At 58.5% G+C, this 17,322-nt stretch carries 9 protein-coding genes; 5 read left to right on the forward strand and 4 right to left on the reverse strand.

Annotated elements, in window-relative coordinates:
• Nucleotides 1-104: 104 nt before the first annotated feature.
• The 4 genes from BJ928_RS00460 to BJ928_RS00475 all read right to left on the reverse strand — a co-directional run bounded on the left by BJ928_RS00460 (nt 105) and on the right by BJ928_RS00475 (nt 11,375).
• On the reverse strand, nt 105-962 hold the full coding sequence (locus BJ928_RS00460) for an SDR family NAD(P)-dependent oxidoreductase (protein ID WP_052227444.1): 858 nt from the start codon (nt 960-962) through the stop codon (nt 105-107).
• A gap of 15 nt (nt 963-977) precedes the next feature.
• On the reverse strand, nt 978-2,393 hold the full coding sequence (locus BJ928_RS00465; protein ID WP_047627065.1) for an aminotransferase class I/II-fold pyridoxal phosphate-dependent enzyme: 1,416 nt from the start codon (nt 2,391-2,393) through the stop codon (nt 978-980).
• A 2-nt stretch (nt 2,394-2,395) separates the two neighbouring features.
• Nucleotides 2,396-9,853 carry a type I polyketide synthase gene (locus tag BJ928_RS00470; RefSeq protein ID WP_047627066.1) on the reverse strand — a complete coding sequence of 2,486 codons (7,458 nt, stop codon included), beginning with the start codon at nt 9,851-9,853 and terminating at the stop codon, nt 2,396-2,398.
• A gap of 343 nt (nt 9,854-10,196) precedes the next feature.
• Nucleotides 10,197-11,375 carry a polysaccharide biosynthesis/export family protein gene (locus tag BJ928_RS00475; RefSeq protein ID WP_047627067.1) on the reverse strand — a complete coding sequence of 393 codons (1,179 nt, stop codon included), beginning with the start codon at nt 11,373-11,375 and terminating at the stop codon, nt 10,197-10,199.
• Between the two features lie 663 nt (nt 11,376-12,038).
• On the opposite strand from BJ928_RS00475, the gene BJ928_RS00480 reads away from it, so the two are divergent.
• The 5 genes from BJ928_RS00480 (at nt 12,039) to BJ928_RS00500 (ending at nt 17,315) form a co-directional block, all read left to right on the forward strand.
• Nucleotides 12,039-12,875: an SAM-dependent methyltransferase gene (locus BJ928_RS00480; protein WP_047627068.1), complete on the forward strand. Its 837-nt coding sequence runs from the start codon at nt 12,039-12,041 to the stop codon at nt 12,873-12,875.
• 140 nt (nt 12,876-13,015) lie between these two features.
• Nucleotides 13,016-14,080, forward strand: coding sequence for a hypothetical protein (locus BJ928_RS00485; RefSeq protein ID WP_047627069.1), 1,065 nt, complete (start codon nt 13,016-13,018; stop codon nt 14,078-14,080).
• 1 nt (nt 14,081) lies between these two features.
• Nucleotides 14,082-15,353 (forward strand): capsule biosynthesis protein, encoded by a 1,272-nt coding sequence (locus BJ928_RS00490; protein WP_047627070.1) that lies wholly within the window; start codon nt 14,082-14,084, stop codon nt 15,351-15,353.
• Nucleotides 15,354-15,366: 13 nt separating this feature from the next.
• Nucleotides 15,367-16,020, forward strand: coding sequence for an ABC transporter ATP-binding protein (locus tag BJ928_RS00495; RefSeq protein ID WP_047627071.1), 654 nt, complete (start codon nt 15,367-15,369; stop codon nt 16,018-16,020).
• Between the two features lie 95 nt (nt 16,021-16,115).
• Nucleotides 16,116-17,315, forward strand: coding sequence for a capsule biosynthesis protein (locus BJ928_RS00500; RefSeq protein ID WP_245432208.1), 1,200 nt, complete (start codon nt 16,116-16,118; stop codon nt 17,313-17,315).
• Nucleotides 17,316-17,322: the final 7 nt, after the last annotated feature.

Raw genomic sequence — 17,322 nt, forward strand, 5'->3', positions numbered from 1 at the left:
TGTGCAGCATTTCCCTTATCCGCGAGGAATGGGCCGCCAATTCCCTGACTTACCTTTTCTTGCACCTGTTTCGCCGACAGCGCAACACCGATACCCGGTTCATATTACTTATCGCGATCAAAGCTTTGCTCCGTGACATCGGCAAGGCCGTGATCTGCGTGTTCACCAGATATTTTGCGCGTCTTGCGCGAAAGCCACCATAGCAGCGGCGGCTTTATCAGCGGCCCGAAAAAAGCGAGCGCTGTCAGCGAAAATCCGAAATGAATTCTCCGGCTGCCGCGATCGACCCCTTGGACGATTCTCGCCGCGACCGCTTCCGCGCTCCACGGCTTGACGGTTCCCATCAAAAGCTCCGCTTCGCGCGGCCTGAGAGAGATCTCCCGGCGATATTGCGGCGTCATCGTATCGGGTGGAAAACAGATGGAAATCTGCACATTCGAAGCGGCGGCCTCGGCGCTCAAGGCCTCGGCAAAACCCGCCAACGCAGATTTGGATGCGCAATAGGCCGTATAGCCGAAGATGCCGATCAAGGCGGCGCCCGAGGAGATCATCATGATCCGGCCGCTGCGCCGGCTTTTCATGCCGCTATAGACAGCACGAACCGCATTGGCGGTCCCGAGAAAATTGATGGAGATCTGCTCGTCAAAAACCGATGTCGGCATGGTATCAAAGGCGCAGGGCTCGACGATCCCCGCAGAGGCGATAAGGATGTCGCAAGGGCCGAAAGACGCCTCGCAGAACCTCACCGTCTCCGCCATCTGAGCGGCAGAGGCCACATCGACAGAGATCGCCTGAACAAAAGCAGCATCGACACCGGGGAGCGACGCAATCTCGGCGCGCGCTTCCTCAAGACGTCCCGGATGACGGGCAAGAAGCGAAATCCGATACCCTCTGGCCGCATAAAGCTTCGCTATCGCCAGACCAATTCCGCTCGAACCTCCCGTGACGATAACGTGCATCAGACGATCGCCCCGAACTTATGAGCCGCCCGGAGCCTGGGCCATGGGCAGCAACTGCATCATCTTGTCCATATCCAGCGAAGCAAGGCCGAAGTTGCGATCCTTCAAGCTCTTGAGTTTTTCCGCCGTGAGCGCGACTGCGTGGCAGATCTGCTCCTCGGTGTGATTGCAGGTGATAAAGAAGCGAAGGCGCGCCATGCCTTCCGGTACTGCCGGATGAATGATGGGCAGCACATTGATGCCTTCTGCCAGGAGATCGTTCGAAAGCTGCGCCGCCCGAAGCGAATCACCAACAATGACGGGCACCACCGAATGGCCCATGCTAAGGCCCGTATCGAGGCCAGCCGCCTTGGCCTGTTCGAGAAAGAGATCGCCATTGCGCCTGAGACGCCGGGTTCGCTCCGGTTCGGACTGGAGAATATCGAGACCGGCAATGGCAGCGGCGGCGAGAACGGGCGAAAGACCGACGCTGTAGACGAAGCCGCCGGCTTCCGCTTTCAGAATATCGGCAAGCGCGGCGCTGCCGGCAATATAACCGCCACAGCTCGACGTCGTCTTCGACAGCGTGCCCATCCAGATATCGACCTCACGTGGATCGAGATCGAAATGCTCGAAAGTGCCGCGCCCCGTCTGGCCGAGAACGCCAAGCGCATGCGCCTCGTCGACCATCAGCCAGAAGCCATGGCGCGCCTTCAACTCCAGCAGCGCCGGCAGATTGGCGATATCGCCATCCATCGAATAGATGCCTTCGACGATGACGAGGATGCGCCGGAAATCCGACGACAGCGTCTTCAGGATGGTTTCGAGATTTTCCACGTCGTTATGCTGAAACAGCCGCCGTGCCGCGCCGGAAAGCTTGATGCCGGCGAGCGCGCTGTTGTGAATGAATTCGTCGTGGATCACCAGATCCTGCGGCCCCATCAGACAGCCGATCGCGGCGACGTTGGTCAGATAGCCGCTGACGAAGCAGACGGCTGCATCGACGCCGTAGACCTTGGCGAGCTTGCGTTCGAGTTCAACATGCCCAGGCCGCTCGCCGGCAACGAGGCGACTGGCCGAAGCCGAGATTCCGAAACGGTCGATCGCCTCTTTGGCGCGCGTGGCGACGTGCGGGTCGGTATTGGTCGCCAGATAATCGTAGGAGGCAAAATTGATAAACTCTCGGCCACCGATACGCGTCGTCGCTCCCGCGGCTGCGTCGTGCGACCGATAGAAGGGATTGGCAACACCGAGCAATTCGCCCGCCATGCGCTGCGTTGCGACGCGCTTATATTCGGGCAGATCCTCGAAGCGAGCCGCCTGGCGGGGCTGTGACTGCGGCTGCCTGTTGAGACGTTCGGCCCTGTTGCGGCCGGAGGATTCACCGACACGGCGCATTTCTTCGAGCAGCTTGCTCTTTTGCCCCGCCGGCTTGCCACCATCGGCATCATGCATTGTCACTGGATCGCCCTTTTTTCCTCTTCCGCGGCGTGGCTGCGCGCCAGGCGCTGCACCACTCCGTCATCGCCTGCCGTGTCGCCGGCGGCTTCGTCGCCGTTGCGATTCATGACACGATCGCGCAAGCGGCTGACGACATCACCGACGGTCGTGCCTTCGCCGACTCCGCTTAACGGAATATCGAATCCCGTCTTCTGCTGGAAGCTCATGCCGAGCTCCATGGCCATCAGGCTATCGAGGCCGATATCCTTCAGGACCTTGTCGGGCGTCACGGTGTCTTCGGTCACACGCAAGATGGCAGCGATCTCCGCAGCAACGAGCGCATGCAACGCGGCCTGGGCTTCCTCTTCCGACTTGCCCTTGATCAGTTCCTTGAGGTCGACGCTGTCTCCCTCGTTCAGTGCCTGATGGCTGCCTGCATGGCGCATGAGCGGCTCAAATAGCGCCCGGCCGGAAATCGGCAACAGGCGAACGGCATTCCAGTCGATTTCAGCAATCATGACCGCCGCGGCATCGACGGCGCCTCTATCCGCAAGCATGTAGCGCTCGACCTGTTCCAGTGCATCGCGCGCCTTGAGCGCCGCTTTCCCGATACGCTTGGAGAGGAGGTCGTTGACCTCGATGTTGCGGGCAAGGAAGCCCTTGTCGGCGATGGCACCAAAGCCGACGGCAAGCGCGGGCTTTCCGGCAGCACGGCGGCTGCGCGCAAGGCCCTCCAGATAGCCGTTCGCCATGACGTAATTGGCCTGACCGGGATTGCCGAGCATGGTCGTTGCCGAGGAGAACAGCAGGAACAGCTCCAGCTTGTCGTCCCGCGTCAGACAATCGAGGATTTCAGCGCCGCGGATCTTGACGTCGAGAACGGGGCGATTGCGTTCCGGCGTCAGGTTGGCGAGAAGCGCATCGTCCAGAACCATGGCGGCATGAATGATACCCTTCAGCGGCCCTTCGGCGCGGAGCAAAGCCAGCAACGTCTCGACCGCGGCGGTATCGGTAATATCGCAGGCGTGCATCGTGGTAACGACACCCCGCTTTGCCCATTCCGCCACCGCCTTCTTCGTTTCAGCATCGGCAATGCCTCGGCGCGAGCACAGCGCGATACGGCGCGCACCCTTCGAAACGAGCCATTCGGCAGCGGACAGGCCGAAGCCGCCAATGCCGCCCGCAATCAGGAAAATGCCTTTGGCGTCGAAGCGCAGGGATTTCGCAGGCGCCCGCAAGACGGTGTCGACGCCCGAAACGGGCGGCCGCACGACGATCTTGCCGATGTGGCCGGCATTCTGCATCAATCGGAAGGCGTTGCCGATCTCGTCATGAGCGAAGGCGCGGTACGGCAGCGGCGTCAGCTTCTCATCGGCAAAGAGTTGGCCAATTTCCGTGAAAATGCGCCTGGTGAGGTCGGGTACGTTGACCAGAAGCTGATCGGCATCGATACCGAAATAGCTGACATTGCGGCGGAACGGGCGCAGGCCGATCTTGCGGTCGGCATAATAGTCGCGCTTGCCCAACTCCAGGAAGCGGCCGAAAGGCTTGACCAGCTCGATGCTGCGTTCCATCGCCTCGGAAAAGAGCGAATTGAGAACGAGATCGACACCTTCACCGCCCGTCAGACGCCGTACGCCGGAAACGAAATCCAGAGAGCGGGAATCGAGTACATGATCGGCGCCCAGCATTTCGAGGAAGCCGCGCTTCTCAACCGTGCCGGCGGTGGCAATCACCTTGGCGCCCTTGAGCTTGGCGATCTGGAGCGCCGCCAGACCGACGCCGCCGGCAGCTCCGTGGATCAGGATGGTTTCACCCGGCTGAATGCGGCCGAGTTCGACCATGGCGTAATAGGCGGTCAGGAAAGCGACCGGCACAGTCGCGGCAGCGACGGTTTCCATCTGCTCCGGCAGTTTGGTCACGCCATCACGGCGGACCCGGACATGGGTCGAGAACGCGGCAGGCCCGATTCCCATCACCTTGTCGCCTGGCTTGAGGTCATCGACGGCATCGCCAACGGCGAGAATTCGCCCTGCGAACTCCATGCCGATCGTGGCGCCCGCAAAGCCATCCTCCAGCGCTTCTTCGGGCAGCAGGCCCATCGCCCACATGACATCCCGGAAATTGAGGCCGGTTGCCTCGACAGAGACGACAACTTCGCCTTCATCGGGCGCGGGAGGGTTCATCTCCTCCCAGGCGACACTATCCAGGCGGCCGCCAACATGCTGCCGGATCGTTGCGGCAGCGAAATCGCGGCGAGTGGCGTCGATGGCGTCAAAGGGGCCGGCGGCAGCCCGGATTTCGCGGACCTTTCCGGTCGTGCGATCCTGGAACCATTCTCCATTATTCGTTTCCGCCGTCATCAGGGAATCGACGAGGGGAAGCATTCGATCCGCATCGGTATCCAGCAGATGCACGTCAAAGGCGTCATACTCGTTCTGAAGGACGCGGCCAAAGGCCCACAGGCCGGCATTGGCCTCGTCGATGAGACCGGCCGACAGCGGCGAGCCGCCGGGCGCCACGATGACCAGTCGAGCCCGTGCTCCGGCGCCATTCTGCGACAACAGGTTCGCCAATTCAGTCAGGATCGAGAGACGCGACAGCGAACGTTCCGCCGCATCGCCGCGCGTCGTGCCGGCGAGATAGACGACTCGACCGCTCTCGCGGTCGATCACATCGAGGGCACTCGCAAGATCCAGGGACGGTGCAGCAAGATCAACGACCGTTATATTTTTGCCAAGCTTGCCGAGGTCTTTCCTGCCTTGCTCCGAAAGGAGCACGATCGGTTCGGCGGCGTCTGTGGCAGTGATAGCCGCCAGTTGCGACTCGGACACGGCCGACGCCGTCACAAGCGCCCCCTCGGGGAAAATCCGCTCCCGGACAAAAGGCTTCGCAAAGCCCAGACTACCCAGGAGATCCGCAATCTGCTCTCGTGTGCCAAGCCGTCCGACCGGGAATTCCGGCGATTGGCTATCGGCAAACCAGCCTTCGGACAGGCCGAAGACGAAATCGTTGAAGGCGCTCGGCGCACGATCCGCCAGCAGCAACCGGGCGCCGCGGCCTGCGACCGTCCGGACAATCCGCTTGATATCGTCGTTGTGGCGCATCAGGTACTGGCTCTGATCGCCGGACGCGACCACGATGTCGGCTACATGACCGTCTGTCAGCTTGGCCGGATCGACCACGATGACATGCGCATCGCGCTCGAAAGCAATTTCCAATGCCCGGCGCGGCTGCTCGCGCGGCTCGGCAATCACCAGGCTCGCACCGGCAGCCGCGGCAATCGTCGCCAGCTTTCGACTGAAAGCGGCCGATACAGAACCGATCTCCAGAACGTATCCGACCGCCCCTGCATCGGCATCGATAGCAGAAGCCAGAGCCTCCGCGAGCATCGAAAGCCGTCTCTCGCTCAAGGGAGAATGAACGAGCACGTGCTCAAGCGTCGCACCACCCGGAATGTTTGTTCCATGAGCTGCCGGCTCACGGGCCAACACATGCGGCCGTATCATCGCCAGATGATCGAGCGTCTCGCGATAGGCATCGCCAACGAGGACACTCTCGGCCACGCGCCCGGCGTCCTCCCGATAGATCTCCTGCAGCAATTCGGCGACGGGAGGCAGTGTCGGCCCCAGCGGAACAAACCACTTGCCATCCCCCGTTTCGGCGATGCCGGCGTCTTCCAGAATATAAAGGCAATTGACCAGGAAAGACCGGAACTCGGGATCGCCCGGGAGGCCGGCGAACACGACGGTGCCGTTGCGGTCGGCAAGTTTCAGCGCAATGTCATGGCAGGCGCGATAGATTGCGGCATCGAGAAGAAGGCTCGCATTGTTCGGCGCATGCTTCTCATCGGAGATAAGCTGCGTTGCAATCCGCCGCGTATCGGCACCGGCTTTCCGTCCGCCGGCAAAAAGAGCGGAGGGCAGGCTCTGATAATGAAAGGCAACGGAATCGAGCGTCGCTCTACGACGCAACTGCGTGCGGCGGAAACGGCAATCATCGAGAGCGGCAACCGCCTTGTTATCTGCGTCGAACAAGGTGAAACGCGCCTTGATCGAATTCGCGCTGAAACGCTCGATCTCGATGACGGCTTTGACAATCGACCTTCCCTTGCCGAAAACCCTCACCGAACCGAAGTGAACGGGAATATAGGGCGCCCCGGCCTCATCGCCGGAGAACTGATCGAACAATGCGACGAGGCCGTGAAATGCCGCGTCGACCGACATCGGGTTGAGATTATACGCGGCGAAAGGGTGGGACGGCAGGGCGGCGGGCTTCAAATCCACTTCGATCACATGATGACCAAATGCGACTGCTTTCGACAGGAGCTGGAAATGCGGGCCATAGTGCAATCCGAAACGTTCCGCCGTTTCGTAAGTCACATCAGCGGTCAGTGTGGACTTGCGCTCCTTGCCGGAGCGATCGATGGATCTGCTGCTTCCCTCGCCCGCGAGCGGCTTGCGGCAGCGACCGACCGCATGAACCGTCCATTCGTCATGGCTGAGCCGTTCGCGCGAGCGGATTTCAATGTCACCGGTCTCCGGCGACAGACTGGTCGAGAGTTCGGCCATTCGATCCTGGGATAATTCGAGCGGCCGGATGATTTCGAGGTTGCTGATTTCGACCTCATCCGTCCCGTAGTAGCGCTGCGCGGCCGTTACGGCGATTTCGACGAAGCCGCTACCGGGCATGATTGCCTTGCCATCAACCACATGTTCGGCAAGGTCCGGGAAAAGGCGAGCGTCGAGGTGGTTCTTCCAATTCGAACCATTGAGGTCGGTGCGCCAGCCGAGCAGCGTATAGGGACTTTTGTGATCGCGCCCGAAAATGTCGATCTCGTCTGTCGTCGGATGGGTGCGAAGCTCCACCTGCTCGAAAGGCAGAGGTGGCAGATTGACGAAGGCGTTGCGCGTGGCGCTGCCGCGCGCGCGGAGCGCCGGCGCACCGTTGGCAACTGCGCGGGCAAACGACTGCGAAACCGGGTCGTGGCCGGCCACGGTTGGCTCCCGCAACAGGGTCGGGATCGCAATGACCTGAACGGATGCCTGCTTGGCGATCTCCGCCACGTAATTGGACAGGATCGGGCGCGGCGAAATTTCGATGAAAAGATTGCATCCCATGGCGATAGCGGCCTGACAGCCAGCCTTGAAGAGCACGGGATCGCGAACATTACGCCACCAATATTGCGTATCGAGCAGGCGTCCATCGCGCAGTTCGCCCGTTACCGTCGAAATGAAGATCCCCGTTCCGCTGTCGGGCGCAAGATCGGGCAGGTCCGCGAAGAACGCCTCCTTGGCGCGATCAATGATGGGGTGATGGAACGGATAATTGATATCCAGAACATGCGCGACGATCTGGGATTTGCGCGCGGCATCCCGATAGGCCTCTATCTCATCGGCCGGACCGGAGATCGTTACCGAATTCGGCGCGTTGATTGCCGCGATGTATATGTTGTCGAGGCCCCGGGATTTCGCGAAGGCCAGCGCGGCGTCTTCGCCGAGGACAACGGCTGCCATCTTGCCTTCACCGGCCAGAAGATCCTGATGCAGTGAGCGCTTCGCAACGATTGCAACCGCCTCGGCGGCCGTCAGCGCCTTGGCGGCATAGGCGGCCGCGATTTCGCCGACCGAATGACCGAAGACTGCATCCGGCTTGACGCCCATGGACCAGAGACAATCCGAAAGAGACGCCTGGATCGCAAATAGCAACGGCTGGGCGATCTTGGTATCGGCCAGCCGTACGGAAAGATCCGAAGCGATCAGAACATCGGTAAGCTTCTCGCCGAGATAATATTCGAAGAGCGCACTGAAAGACTGAAAACACTGCCGGAAATGGCGGTTTTCCTGATAGGCACCAACGCCCATTCCCGCCCATTGCGACCCGTTGCCGGAAAAGACGAAGGCGATCTTGGCGGCCTGGGCTGGCGCTTCGCCTGCCTCGCCAATCGAATTCTCGCCCGACAGATGAGCGTCGATGGCGGCAAGCACCGCCGCGCCATCCCTGGCGCGGGCTGCGAAGCGATGGCGCATCGGCTCACGATTGGCAGCCGCAGAAGCTACAATCTGGCGAGCCTCCTTGGGCTCTGCCGCTTCAAGACGGGTCCTGTATTCCTGAAGCAGGCTCGAGAGAGCGGACGCCGTATGAGCACTGACGGCAAAAACGACCCCCTCGCCGCGCATCGGCGGTTCCGGCGGTGCGATCGGATCGGGATCGCTAATGACAACGTGAGCGTTGGTTCCACCGAAACCGAAGGAATTGATCCCGGCAAAACGTGCCTGCTTTGCCGGGAGAAGCTCGATCGTCGATGTGTTGACCCGAACATTCAAGCCTTCGAAATCGATGTTCTCGTTCGGATGGTCGAAATGCAGCGAAGCCGGGAGGAAATTGTTTTCCAACGCGATGACGGCCTTCAAAAGACCGAAGAGGCCGGATGCGGGTTCGGTATGGCCGATATTCGTCTTGATAGAACCGATCGGCACCGGCGCACGTCGATTTCGCCCGATGATTTCGCCTATCGCCCATATTTCGGCGGGGTCGCCGACCTTCGTGCCCGTTCCATGCCCCTCGATGAAGGCGATGCGGTTGACGTCGATGTTGCGCCCTTCATAGATCGACTGAAGCAAGGCAGCCTGCGCCTCACGGGATGGCATGGAAATGCCGTTGGTGCGTCCCGAAGAATTGACGCCTACGGCATGTATCCTGGCATAGCTGCGATCCTTCTCACGCAGTGCAACGTCCGTGCGCCGCAATACGATCGCCGCACCACCCTCCGCGCGAACGTAACCACGTCCATCGTCGTCATAGGCACGGCAAAGCCCCTCCGGCGACAGCATTCGCGCCTGCGCGAAGCCCACGAAGGACATGGGGTTAAGCAGAATATTGATGCCGCCGACGATCGCAGTATCGATCTCTCCACCTTCCAGCGCCTTTACCGCCTGGTCGAGCGCCACCAGCGACGACGAACAGGCCGTGTCGATCGTCATGCTTGGCCCGCGCAATCCGAATATGTGCGAGATGCGGTTGGAAACGATGGAGAGCGTGTTGCCCGTCATGAAATACGGGCTGCCCGAGGCAGGGTCCTCCAGCGTCAGGTTGCCATATTCAAGAGAGGACGCGCCAACATAGACGCCGACCCGCTGCCCCTCGAAACCGTCGATCGGCAGGTTTGCGTCCTCCAAGGCACGCCAGACGATATTCAAAAGGATGCGCTGCTGCGGGTCCATCTGCATCGCTTCGCGCTGGGAAAGTCCGAAGACCGCAGGATCGAATGCGTAGACATTATCGAAGACGCCGGCTGCAAAACTATAGGTCTTTCCCTGAACACCCACAGCCGGATGCCAAAAGCGCGCAAGATCCCAGCGCTCCTCTGGTATACGGCTTACAGTGCAACGTCCCTCCTTGAGGATAAGCTGCAGCTCTTCGATCGAACCCGCCCCAGGGGCAACGCTTGCGCGTCCGATAATTTCAACTGTCATGATCTCTCAGCAATATTTGAAGAAGTGCACCAAATCGGCCAAGTTCAACATCAACTACACACGCTTGCTATTATCTGTGGTTGTCACAGATAGAAAAAATCGCGGGCGGTCAATATGCGGCAGCGCAACAATCGACGCAATATGCGATCTCCTAAACCTTCAATCCACTTTAAGGATCGCAGTCTCCGCCTGCGATGGTTGCAACCTTTTCCGCAACTCACTTCGCGATGAATTCCGATTGCCGACAAGGCATGATCCGTCAGCATCATACAAATGCCGACCTCTATCGGCCGTTGCCGAGTGTCGTGGACGGCCCAACCGGGCCGCCATATCCGCTGCGCAACTATTGGTTTAGAAGAGCCGCCGTCCCTGCACCCTGCGCCGCAATGCCCAGTGGCGTTCCGACGAGCGTCAGGAACTTCCTGATATCGACAGAAGGATGGCGCGACACATAGATGACGTCGCGGCTCTTGATCGGGAAAGTCTGGCCTACAATCAAGCTGTCGGGATTGGACATGTCGAAGCGATAAACGATCGGATAGCGGCCCTTCGCATCGGGCACCATTCCCTTGCGCAACAAGTCCTGGAAGCGAGCCGGACCGAGCAGGATCTTGGCGATTTCCGGCTCCTCATAGCGGAACAGGAAGAAGCCCTTCGCATTGCTCGAATCGTCGATCGCACCATGGCCGAGCGCAACCGCCTCAAGAAGATTGAGATCGTTCGCTCCGAACTCGATGCGTCCATCGCCACGAACGGAGCCGAGCAAGGTGAAGGTTCTGGGATCGCGGACGAGGAAAATCTGGTCGCCCGGCTGGACGTAGATATCTTCGGAAGGATGCTCGATAATCGACTTCAGCAAAACCGTTCCGGTCTTATTACCCCGAACCAGCGTGACATAGGTCTCATAAGGCTGCGTGGACGGTCCACCGGCTTTGGCAACGACCTCCGTGATCTTTTCTTTCGTCAGATCCAACGGCACCATGGAAGGACGGCCGACCGCGCCCGAAACGGTCACGGTGCGCGACGGGGTGCCCATGCTCGTCACGATAACATCCGGCTCCACGGCCTTGGTCGCCAGGGCAGCCAAAATGGCCTTGCGCGCCTGGTCGAGGGTCTTGCCGACGAATCGAACCGAACCGGCATAGGGAATTGCCGCCGTGCCGTCAGGCTGCACGACGATATCGAGCGATACCTGCTTAGACTGCGACGTCGAAAACAGACCATCGGAGCCTGCTTCGAAAATCGTGACCTTCAGCGCATCGCCGACACCGATAACGACGGGGCCAACACCGCCACCCATGCCAAAACGGCGATTGAGCGTGGAAGACACATAATCGGAAACGAGGCGCGCACTGCGGCTGTCGATGTCGACGATATCAAAAACTGCGGCATTCCTGCGGCCCAATTGTGCCCCGGACTGGCCGGCATCGCTAAGAATGGCGCCAGCCAACGGACCTTCGCTCGATACGGAATTACATCCCGCCAAAACCACGCAACACAGTACGGCGCCAATACGGAACAATTGAAATCCTCAAACTATTAGCTGCCGTGACTACCTGATGGCATACATCGACATGGAATGCATCAAATCTATCGGCGCCTTGAAAAGCATAACCGGCGCGCGTCAACAAGCCCAAACGCCGAGAGTACCATCAAAAAAATCGAGTGCGATCCTCTGAACACACTCGGAATTCAAGGAGCGCCCGATCAGATCGGCTTTATAAGGGCCAATGGCGCACAAGGCAATTTGCGAGAGTATTGTTTGGAGATTTAAAATTAAAATTCTCTGAAAGACGAAAAGGAACCGTTAAGTAATGGCCTCCATAGAAAAATGCTGGATGGATGACATTAAGTTGCACAGATTCGCACTTATTCCGCTTTCCATAAGATTGTTATTGCCTGTAAGAGAACCAAGTCCAGACCTGCAACACATGCGGAAATGATAAACCACGACAACCGCAGCTTGCCGGATTTCTGCCTTCAGCGAGATAAGTATCAATGGCTACCGTCGAATCAACCGCATCCGTCCTCGACTGTTCGCCGACATTCGCAAACTCCGCCAACCTGCCTAGAATATGCTTTCGGGATGTAAACCGGTTCGGGGGCCGCTGTACGTCCGTTTGAGAACGATTCCGCTATTTCTCCGGATCGGCAAGGTGCCGATTAGAACGAAGGTTATGTATCAATGCTCGGTTTTTCAAAACGCTCTCAAAAGAAAGTATCGAAAAGTCCCCTGGAGACATTCGATCAATACGAGCAAGGCAGACCAACCCACCAAAATGCCATCGACGCCCTTCAGGGATGGAATTGTGCATTTCCGCCGGAATTTGGCCTCAACGCCGGAAAGCTGCCCCTGTATGCCGACGACCGCATCGATTGGGCAATGCGGACTTTCGGTTCGATAGAGGGCAAGACCGTTCTCGAGGTCGGCCCACTCGAGGGAATGCACACCCATATGCTGAATGGCCAAAGGCCGGCGCGGATCGATGCAATCGAGGCAAATCGTCTCTGTTTTCTGAGATGCCTGGTCAGCAAGCAAATCCTGAATATCGACACCGCCACCTTCATGCTAGGCGACATACAGGCGTGGCTGACGGAACGCGAAGACGTCTACGACTTTACGCTCGCATCCGGAGTTCTCTACCATATGGCCGAGCCCGGCGAGTTTCTTCGTCTGCTGTCAAAGCGATCCAATGCGGTTTTCATCTGGACGCACTTCGTCCTGGAGGACGCTATGCCCGAAGGCGATGTGCGGTGGCTACCCTTCAGCGGCAAAGTGGAAACGAGGCTGATCGATGACATACCGGTGCGCTATTACGAACGCAGCTACCATCACGCCAACGCCAATGCATCTTTCTGCGGTGGCATGAAGGACCGTCATTTTTGGATGCATCGAGACGACATCTTGCTGCTGCTCCGCGCATTCGGTTTTGATGACATTACCATCAGGGATGAAAACCTGAGCCATCCCGGCGGTCCCAGCTTTTCGCTGCTGGCGCGAAAAGCGCCCGGCGATACCTGACGAGGTTCGGATGCCGAAGCGCGATATTTGTGATATCGATAGGCATGTTGATGCATGTGATGCTATGCAGGCCGGGATGACACCATTCCATTGCCAATTTCTGTCCTGCCCCGATCGGGTGAAAACGCCGGAGAAGGTCCGTGCTTTTTAACCTCGAATATGATCATGGCAACCTTATCGAGGGCTATCTGATCCCCGATGGGTTTTCCGACAAGCCACAGATCAGGGTCTCGGACGCCGACGGCGAGCTGATGATTCTTCCCTGTGATCAGGTCAAACAGGCGGTTATCGATTCAGGACGACACGAAGATGGTCTCGTCGGCTTCAGGCTCGATACGACAATCATCCCCGATCTGACCGAGCGCACATCGCTGATGATTCATGACGCCAAGTCGGGTCTGCTGATCTACCGCAGGCCGCAGGTGGCGAGCACGATTCCGTTAAAGATCGTGCGGCTCGAGGCGCAGCTACTGCCAATGGTCAAGTTCGACTATCATTGTGGCCGCCACTTTCAATACGAGCTTTCGTCCGTCGAACGGTTCGGACACGAAACGACCCTTCAGGCCTTTCATCTGAACGCCATCCAGTCGATCTATATTAGCGGCCGGCTGTTGATGCGCAATTATGAAGAGTTCTTCGACAAGGGTTTCAAGGCCATCGCCCTGCTCACCGATCCCTATTATGAACTTGCCCTGAGGATATTCCTTCTGAAGCGAATGGCTAAGACTCAGATTTCATTCTTCGGCGATCGCGACAAGATCATCTTGGCGCCTGCCGCGGAGCATTTTGCCGAGGTAAACCTGGAAGACGAGGCCTCTCTCAAGGCTGCCCTGAAGAAAGCGCCGCAGAATGTCACAAACGTTCTGGCTTCACCACTTACCCGGCAATTGGCCACAACCATACCGGAACAGGCGGTAACGCGCAGCGACGTTGCCACCGCGATCGACCTATTGTCGCGCTTTGCCGTTGTCGGTTTCGATACAGACAGCCTCTATTTTCAGCAGGCGGTCAGCGAGCTCATCGGTATCTCGATCGACGATTTTCCGTTGCCGCCCCGACACAGTACGCTTGAAGACGTTGCGACGCGGCTGCGTTCATTGCATATTGCCGAGCTTATGCTCGAAGAGGACTTGATTTTCGACCACTATGTGCGTCAGGCGATGAAACCAACCGCGCCCGAACTGCCGGAAACGATTGCAAGCTGACATGCCGAAGACAATCATTGACGACGCGATAGTTCAGGACTCCCCGCGGGTAAAAACCAGCCGCCATCTCCTGCCTTCGCTGTTTCGGCGCAGGCTGCCGGCGCAACGTGCCCGCACGGATATCGAAGACATCGAATACATACCGGTGCATGATGGGAATGAGCCGGAGACGAGCTCGGGCGGCAAGCCGCCGCTCAGACTTATCGGCTTTCTGCTGCTCGTGATCCTGCCCTTCCTGGCAAGCTCGGTCTATTATGCGTTCATCGCGTCGAACCAATATGTGGCGGAAGCGCGTTTCGCCGTCAGGGCAGTGTCCGGAGCCGAGGATACCAGCAGTTCCGGGGACGCCACCAGCGCTCTCAACATGCGTTCGGCTTCGCAGGATGCCTATGTCGTCACCAGCTTCATCCACTCGACGGAAATCCTCAATCGAATCGGCAAGAAACTCGACTATCGATCGATGTTTGCCCGGCAAGACGCGGATTTTCTGTCGCGATTCCGCTCCTCGCAATCCGACGAAGAGTTCCTGAAATACTGGAACGACCACGTCACCGCCTATATCGACGTCACGTCAGGCATCATCACGCTCAAGGTCAGAACCTTCGCGCCGGACGATTCCGTCAAGCTTGCGGATGCGATCATCGAGGAAAGCGAAAAGCTCATCAACGAGCTTTCCGAACGCGCGCGCAACGACATCGTGCAGAGCATGAAGGGCGACGTCCAGAAGAGCGGCAAGGCCTATGGCGACACCCTGGTTGCCCTCAATCAGTTTCAAAACGCATCCGGCCTTCTCAGCCCGCAAGCGCAGGCCAAGAATAGCGGCACGATCCTGACCGGCCTGCTGGCGAAGAAGCTGGAATTCGAAACGCGCCTCTTCGTCATGCGGCAATCCAACGCCCAGAATTCCCCGACCTATCAACAGCTCAGTCTCGCCAAGGACAGCCTCGACGCGCAGATCGAGAAGATGCGATCGGAATTGACCGGACCTGAGAATGCGAGCCTTGCGAAGGCTCTGCTGGAATATTCCCGGCTCGAAACCGATCGCATGATCGCGGAAAAACTCTACGAAAGTGCGCAGAAGAACTACGATGCCGTGGTCGCCGAGGCGTTGCGCAAGACACTGTACCTTGCCGTTTTCGTCAAGCCGGCATTGCCGGACGAGTCGACATTTCCGCGCCGCGTCAGCACGCCGCTGATCATATTGCTTGCCCTTGTTGTCACCTGGGCGACGCTCTCCCTCATCTGGGCCTCCGTGGAGGATCACCGGATATGAATGGGGAAGCGCCATGATCAGCTTCAAGAACGTATCGAAACACTTCAAGACCCCGAGCGGCAAGAAGGTCATTCTCGACCGGGTGCATTGCGAGTTCGAATCCGGCTACTCCTATGGGCTCTTGGGTGTGAACGGTGCCGGGAAGTCGACGACGATGCGCATGATCGCCGGCACGATGCTGCCGAATTCGGGCAAGATCAGCAAGGATGTCCGCGTATCGTGGCCTCTCGGCTTGAGCAGCGGCTTCAATCCTTTGATGACAGGGCGGGCCAATGTTCACTTCGTTGCCCGCGCCTACGGCGAAGACGTCAGACGCGTCTCTCGTTTCGTGGAGGAATTTGCCGAACTGGGCGATTATATCGATGCTCCCGTACGCACCTATTCCTCCGGCATGGGAGCAAGATTGGCGTTCGGGCTTTCAATGGCCATCGAGTTCGAATGCTATCTGGTGGACGAAGTCCTTGCCGTCGGAGATGCCCGATTTCAGGAGCGCTGCCGCATTGCATTCGAGAACAGGCGGAAGAGTTCCGACATCATCATGATATCGCACAGCATGAGCATGATCAGTGCGCATTGCGACAGAGGTATGGTACTTGTCGATGGCAGACTTATCGTCTTCGATAAGGTAGAGCAGGCTATCGAAGCCTATTATAGATTGAACCGCTAGAATATCAGGGATCGACAGTAAGGCCCAATATGGCTCACGATACCGAAAACGCGCCTCAGACGATACAGCTCAGCGCGACGGAGCATAGCCGGAACGTGGCCACGAATCTGTCCGTGACCGCGCGGAAGCTGCGTTTCTCGACATCGAGGCGCAGCCAGCTGTTCAAGGCCGTGGGCCTGCGGCCGCGGCCGATGCAGCAGATCATCAGCAAGGCCATCCTGGCATCGACGTTTCTGCTGCTCGTCATACCGAATATCGCTTCCGTCTACTATTTCACCTGCGTCGCATCCGATCAGTATCAATCCGAAACGCGCTTCACCGTTCGAACGTCGACGCCGGCGCTCGGAAGCAATCAGATTACCAAGGTGACAGGCTTACCGCCGGCGCAGATCGTGCAGGACACTCTGATCGTCACCAACTTCATCAAGAGCAAGGACATGGTCGCCGCGCTTGAGGACAAGGTCGACTTTCAAAAGATCTATGGCAATGACTCGATCGATCGGATTGCGCGCCTCAAGAAGGATGCGAGTTCGGAGAAGCTTCTCGATTATTGGGAAGACATGGTGTCGGTCAAGATCGACGCAAACAGCGGCATCGTGACGGTCAAGGCACGCGCCTTCACTGCTGCCGATGCCCGGCAAGTATTGAATGCGGTCGTTGCGGCTTCCGAGGTCGTGGTCAACGACGTCAATACCCGCATCTGGCGCGACGTCATCGCGACTGCCCAGGCGAACCTGGACAATGCAAAGAACCAGCTGCAAAAGGCGCGCGATCAGCTTCTCGCGGCGCGCAACCAAACCGGCGTTCTGAGCGTCGAGGGATCGTCGACCGTTCTAACGAACCTGATCTCGTCGGTGCAGAAGGAAAGGATAGACCTCCAGCAGAAATATGACGCTCTGCTTGGAACGGTCTCCGCGGATGCGCCACAGATGCGCGTTCTCAAGCGCGAGATCGACAGCAAGCAAAAGCAGATCGACGAGCTCAACAGTCAAGTGGCCGGGCAGAACAAGTCGGAGCAAAATCTTGCCGATGTCTCCGTGGATATGTCCCAGCGCGAACTGGAGCAGAGCCTCGCGGAACAACAATTCGCAACGAGCATGAAGACGCTGGAGCAGGTCAAGTTCGTCAGCAAGCAGCAGCTGATTTACCTCGATACATTCCTGGCGCCCAGCCTGCCCGACGAAGCCGAGTATCCCCAGAGGGCGCTCTGGATCAGCGGCATCTTTGGCGTAACGCTCCTTGCATGGGGTGCTGTTTTCGGCATCCTTACCAATATCCGAAGTCGTCTGGCGTAGTTTTGCA

Origin of the sequence: Rhizobium sp. WW_1, from assembly GCF_003610155.1 — a bacterium.
Lineage (GTDB): Bacteria > Pseudomonadota > Alphaproteobacteria > Rhizobiales > Rhizobiaceae > Rhizobium > Rhizobium tropici_A.

What these genes read in the sequence shown, in the direction of transcription:
- BJ928_RS00480 (WP_047627068.1), top strand. Translation starts at nt 12,039, where the DNA reads ATGCTCGGTTTTTCAAAACGCTCTCAAAAGAAAGTATCGAAAAGTCCC.
- BJ928_RS00495 (WP_047627071.1), top strand. Translation starts at nt 15,367, where the DNA reads ATGATCAGCTTCAAGAACGTATCGAAACACTTCAAGACCCCGAGCGGC.
- BJ928_RS00490 (WP_047627070.1), top strand. Translation starts at nt 14,082, where the DNA reads ATGCCGAAGACAATCATTGACGACGCGATAGTTCAGGACTCCCCGCGG.
- BJ928_RS00465 (WP_047627065.1), bottom strand. Translation starts at nt 2,393, where the DNA reads ATGCATGATGCCGATGGTGGCAAGCCGGCGGGGCAAAAGAGCAAGCTG.
- BJ928_RS00470 (WP_047627066.1), bottom strand. Translation starts at nt 9,853, where the DNA reads ATGACAGTTGAAATTATCGGACGCGCAAGCGTTGCCCCTGGGGCGGGT.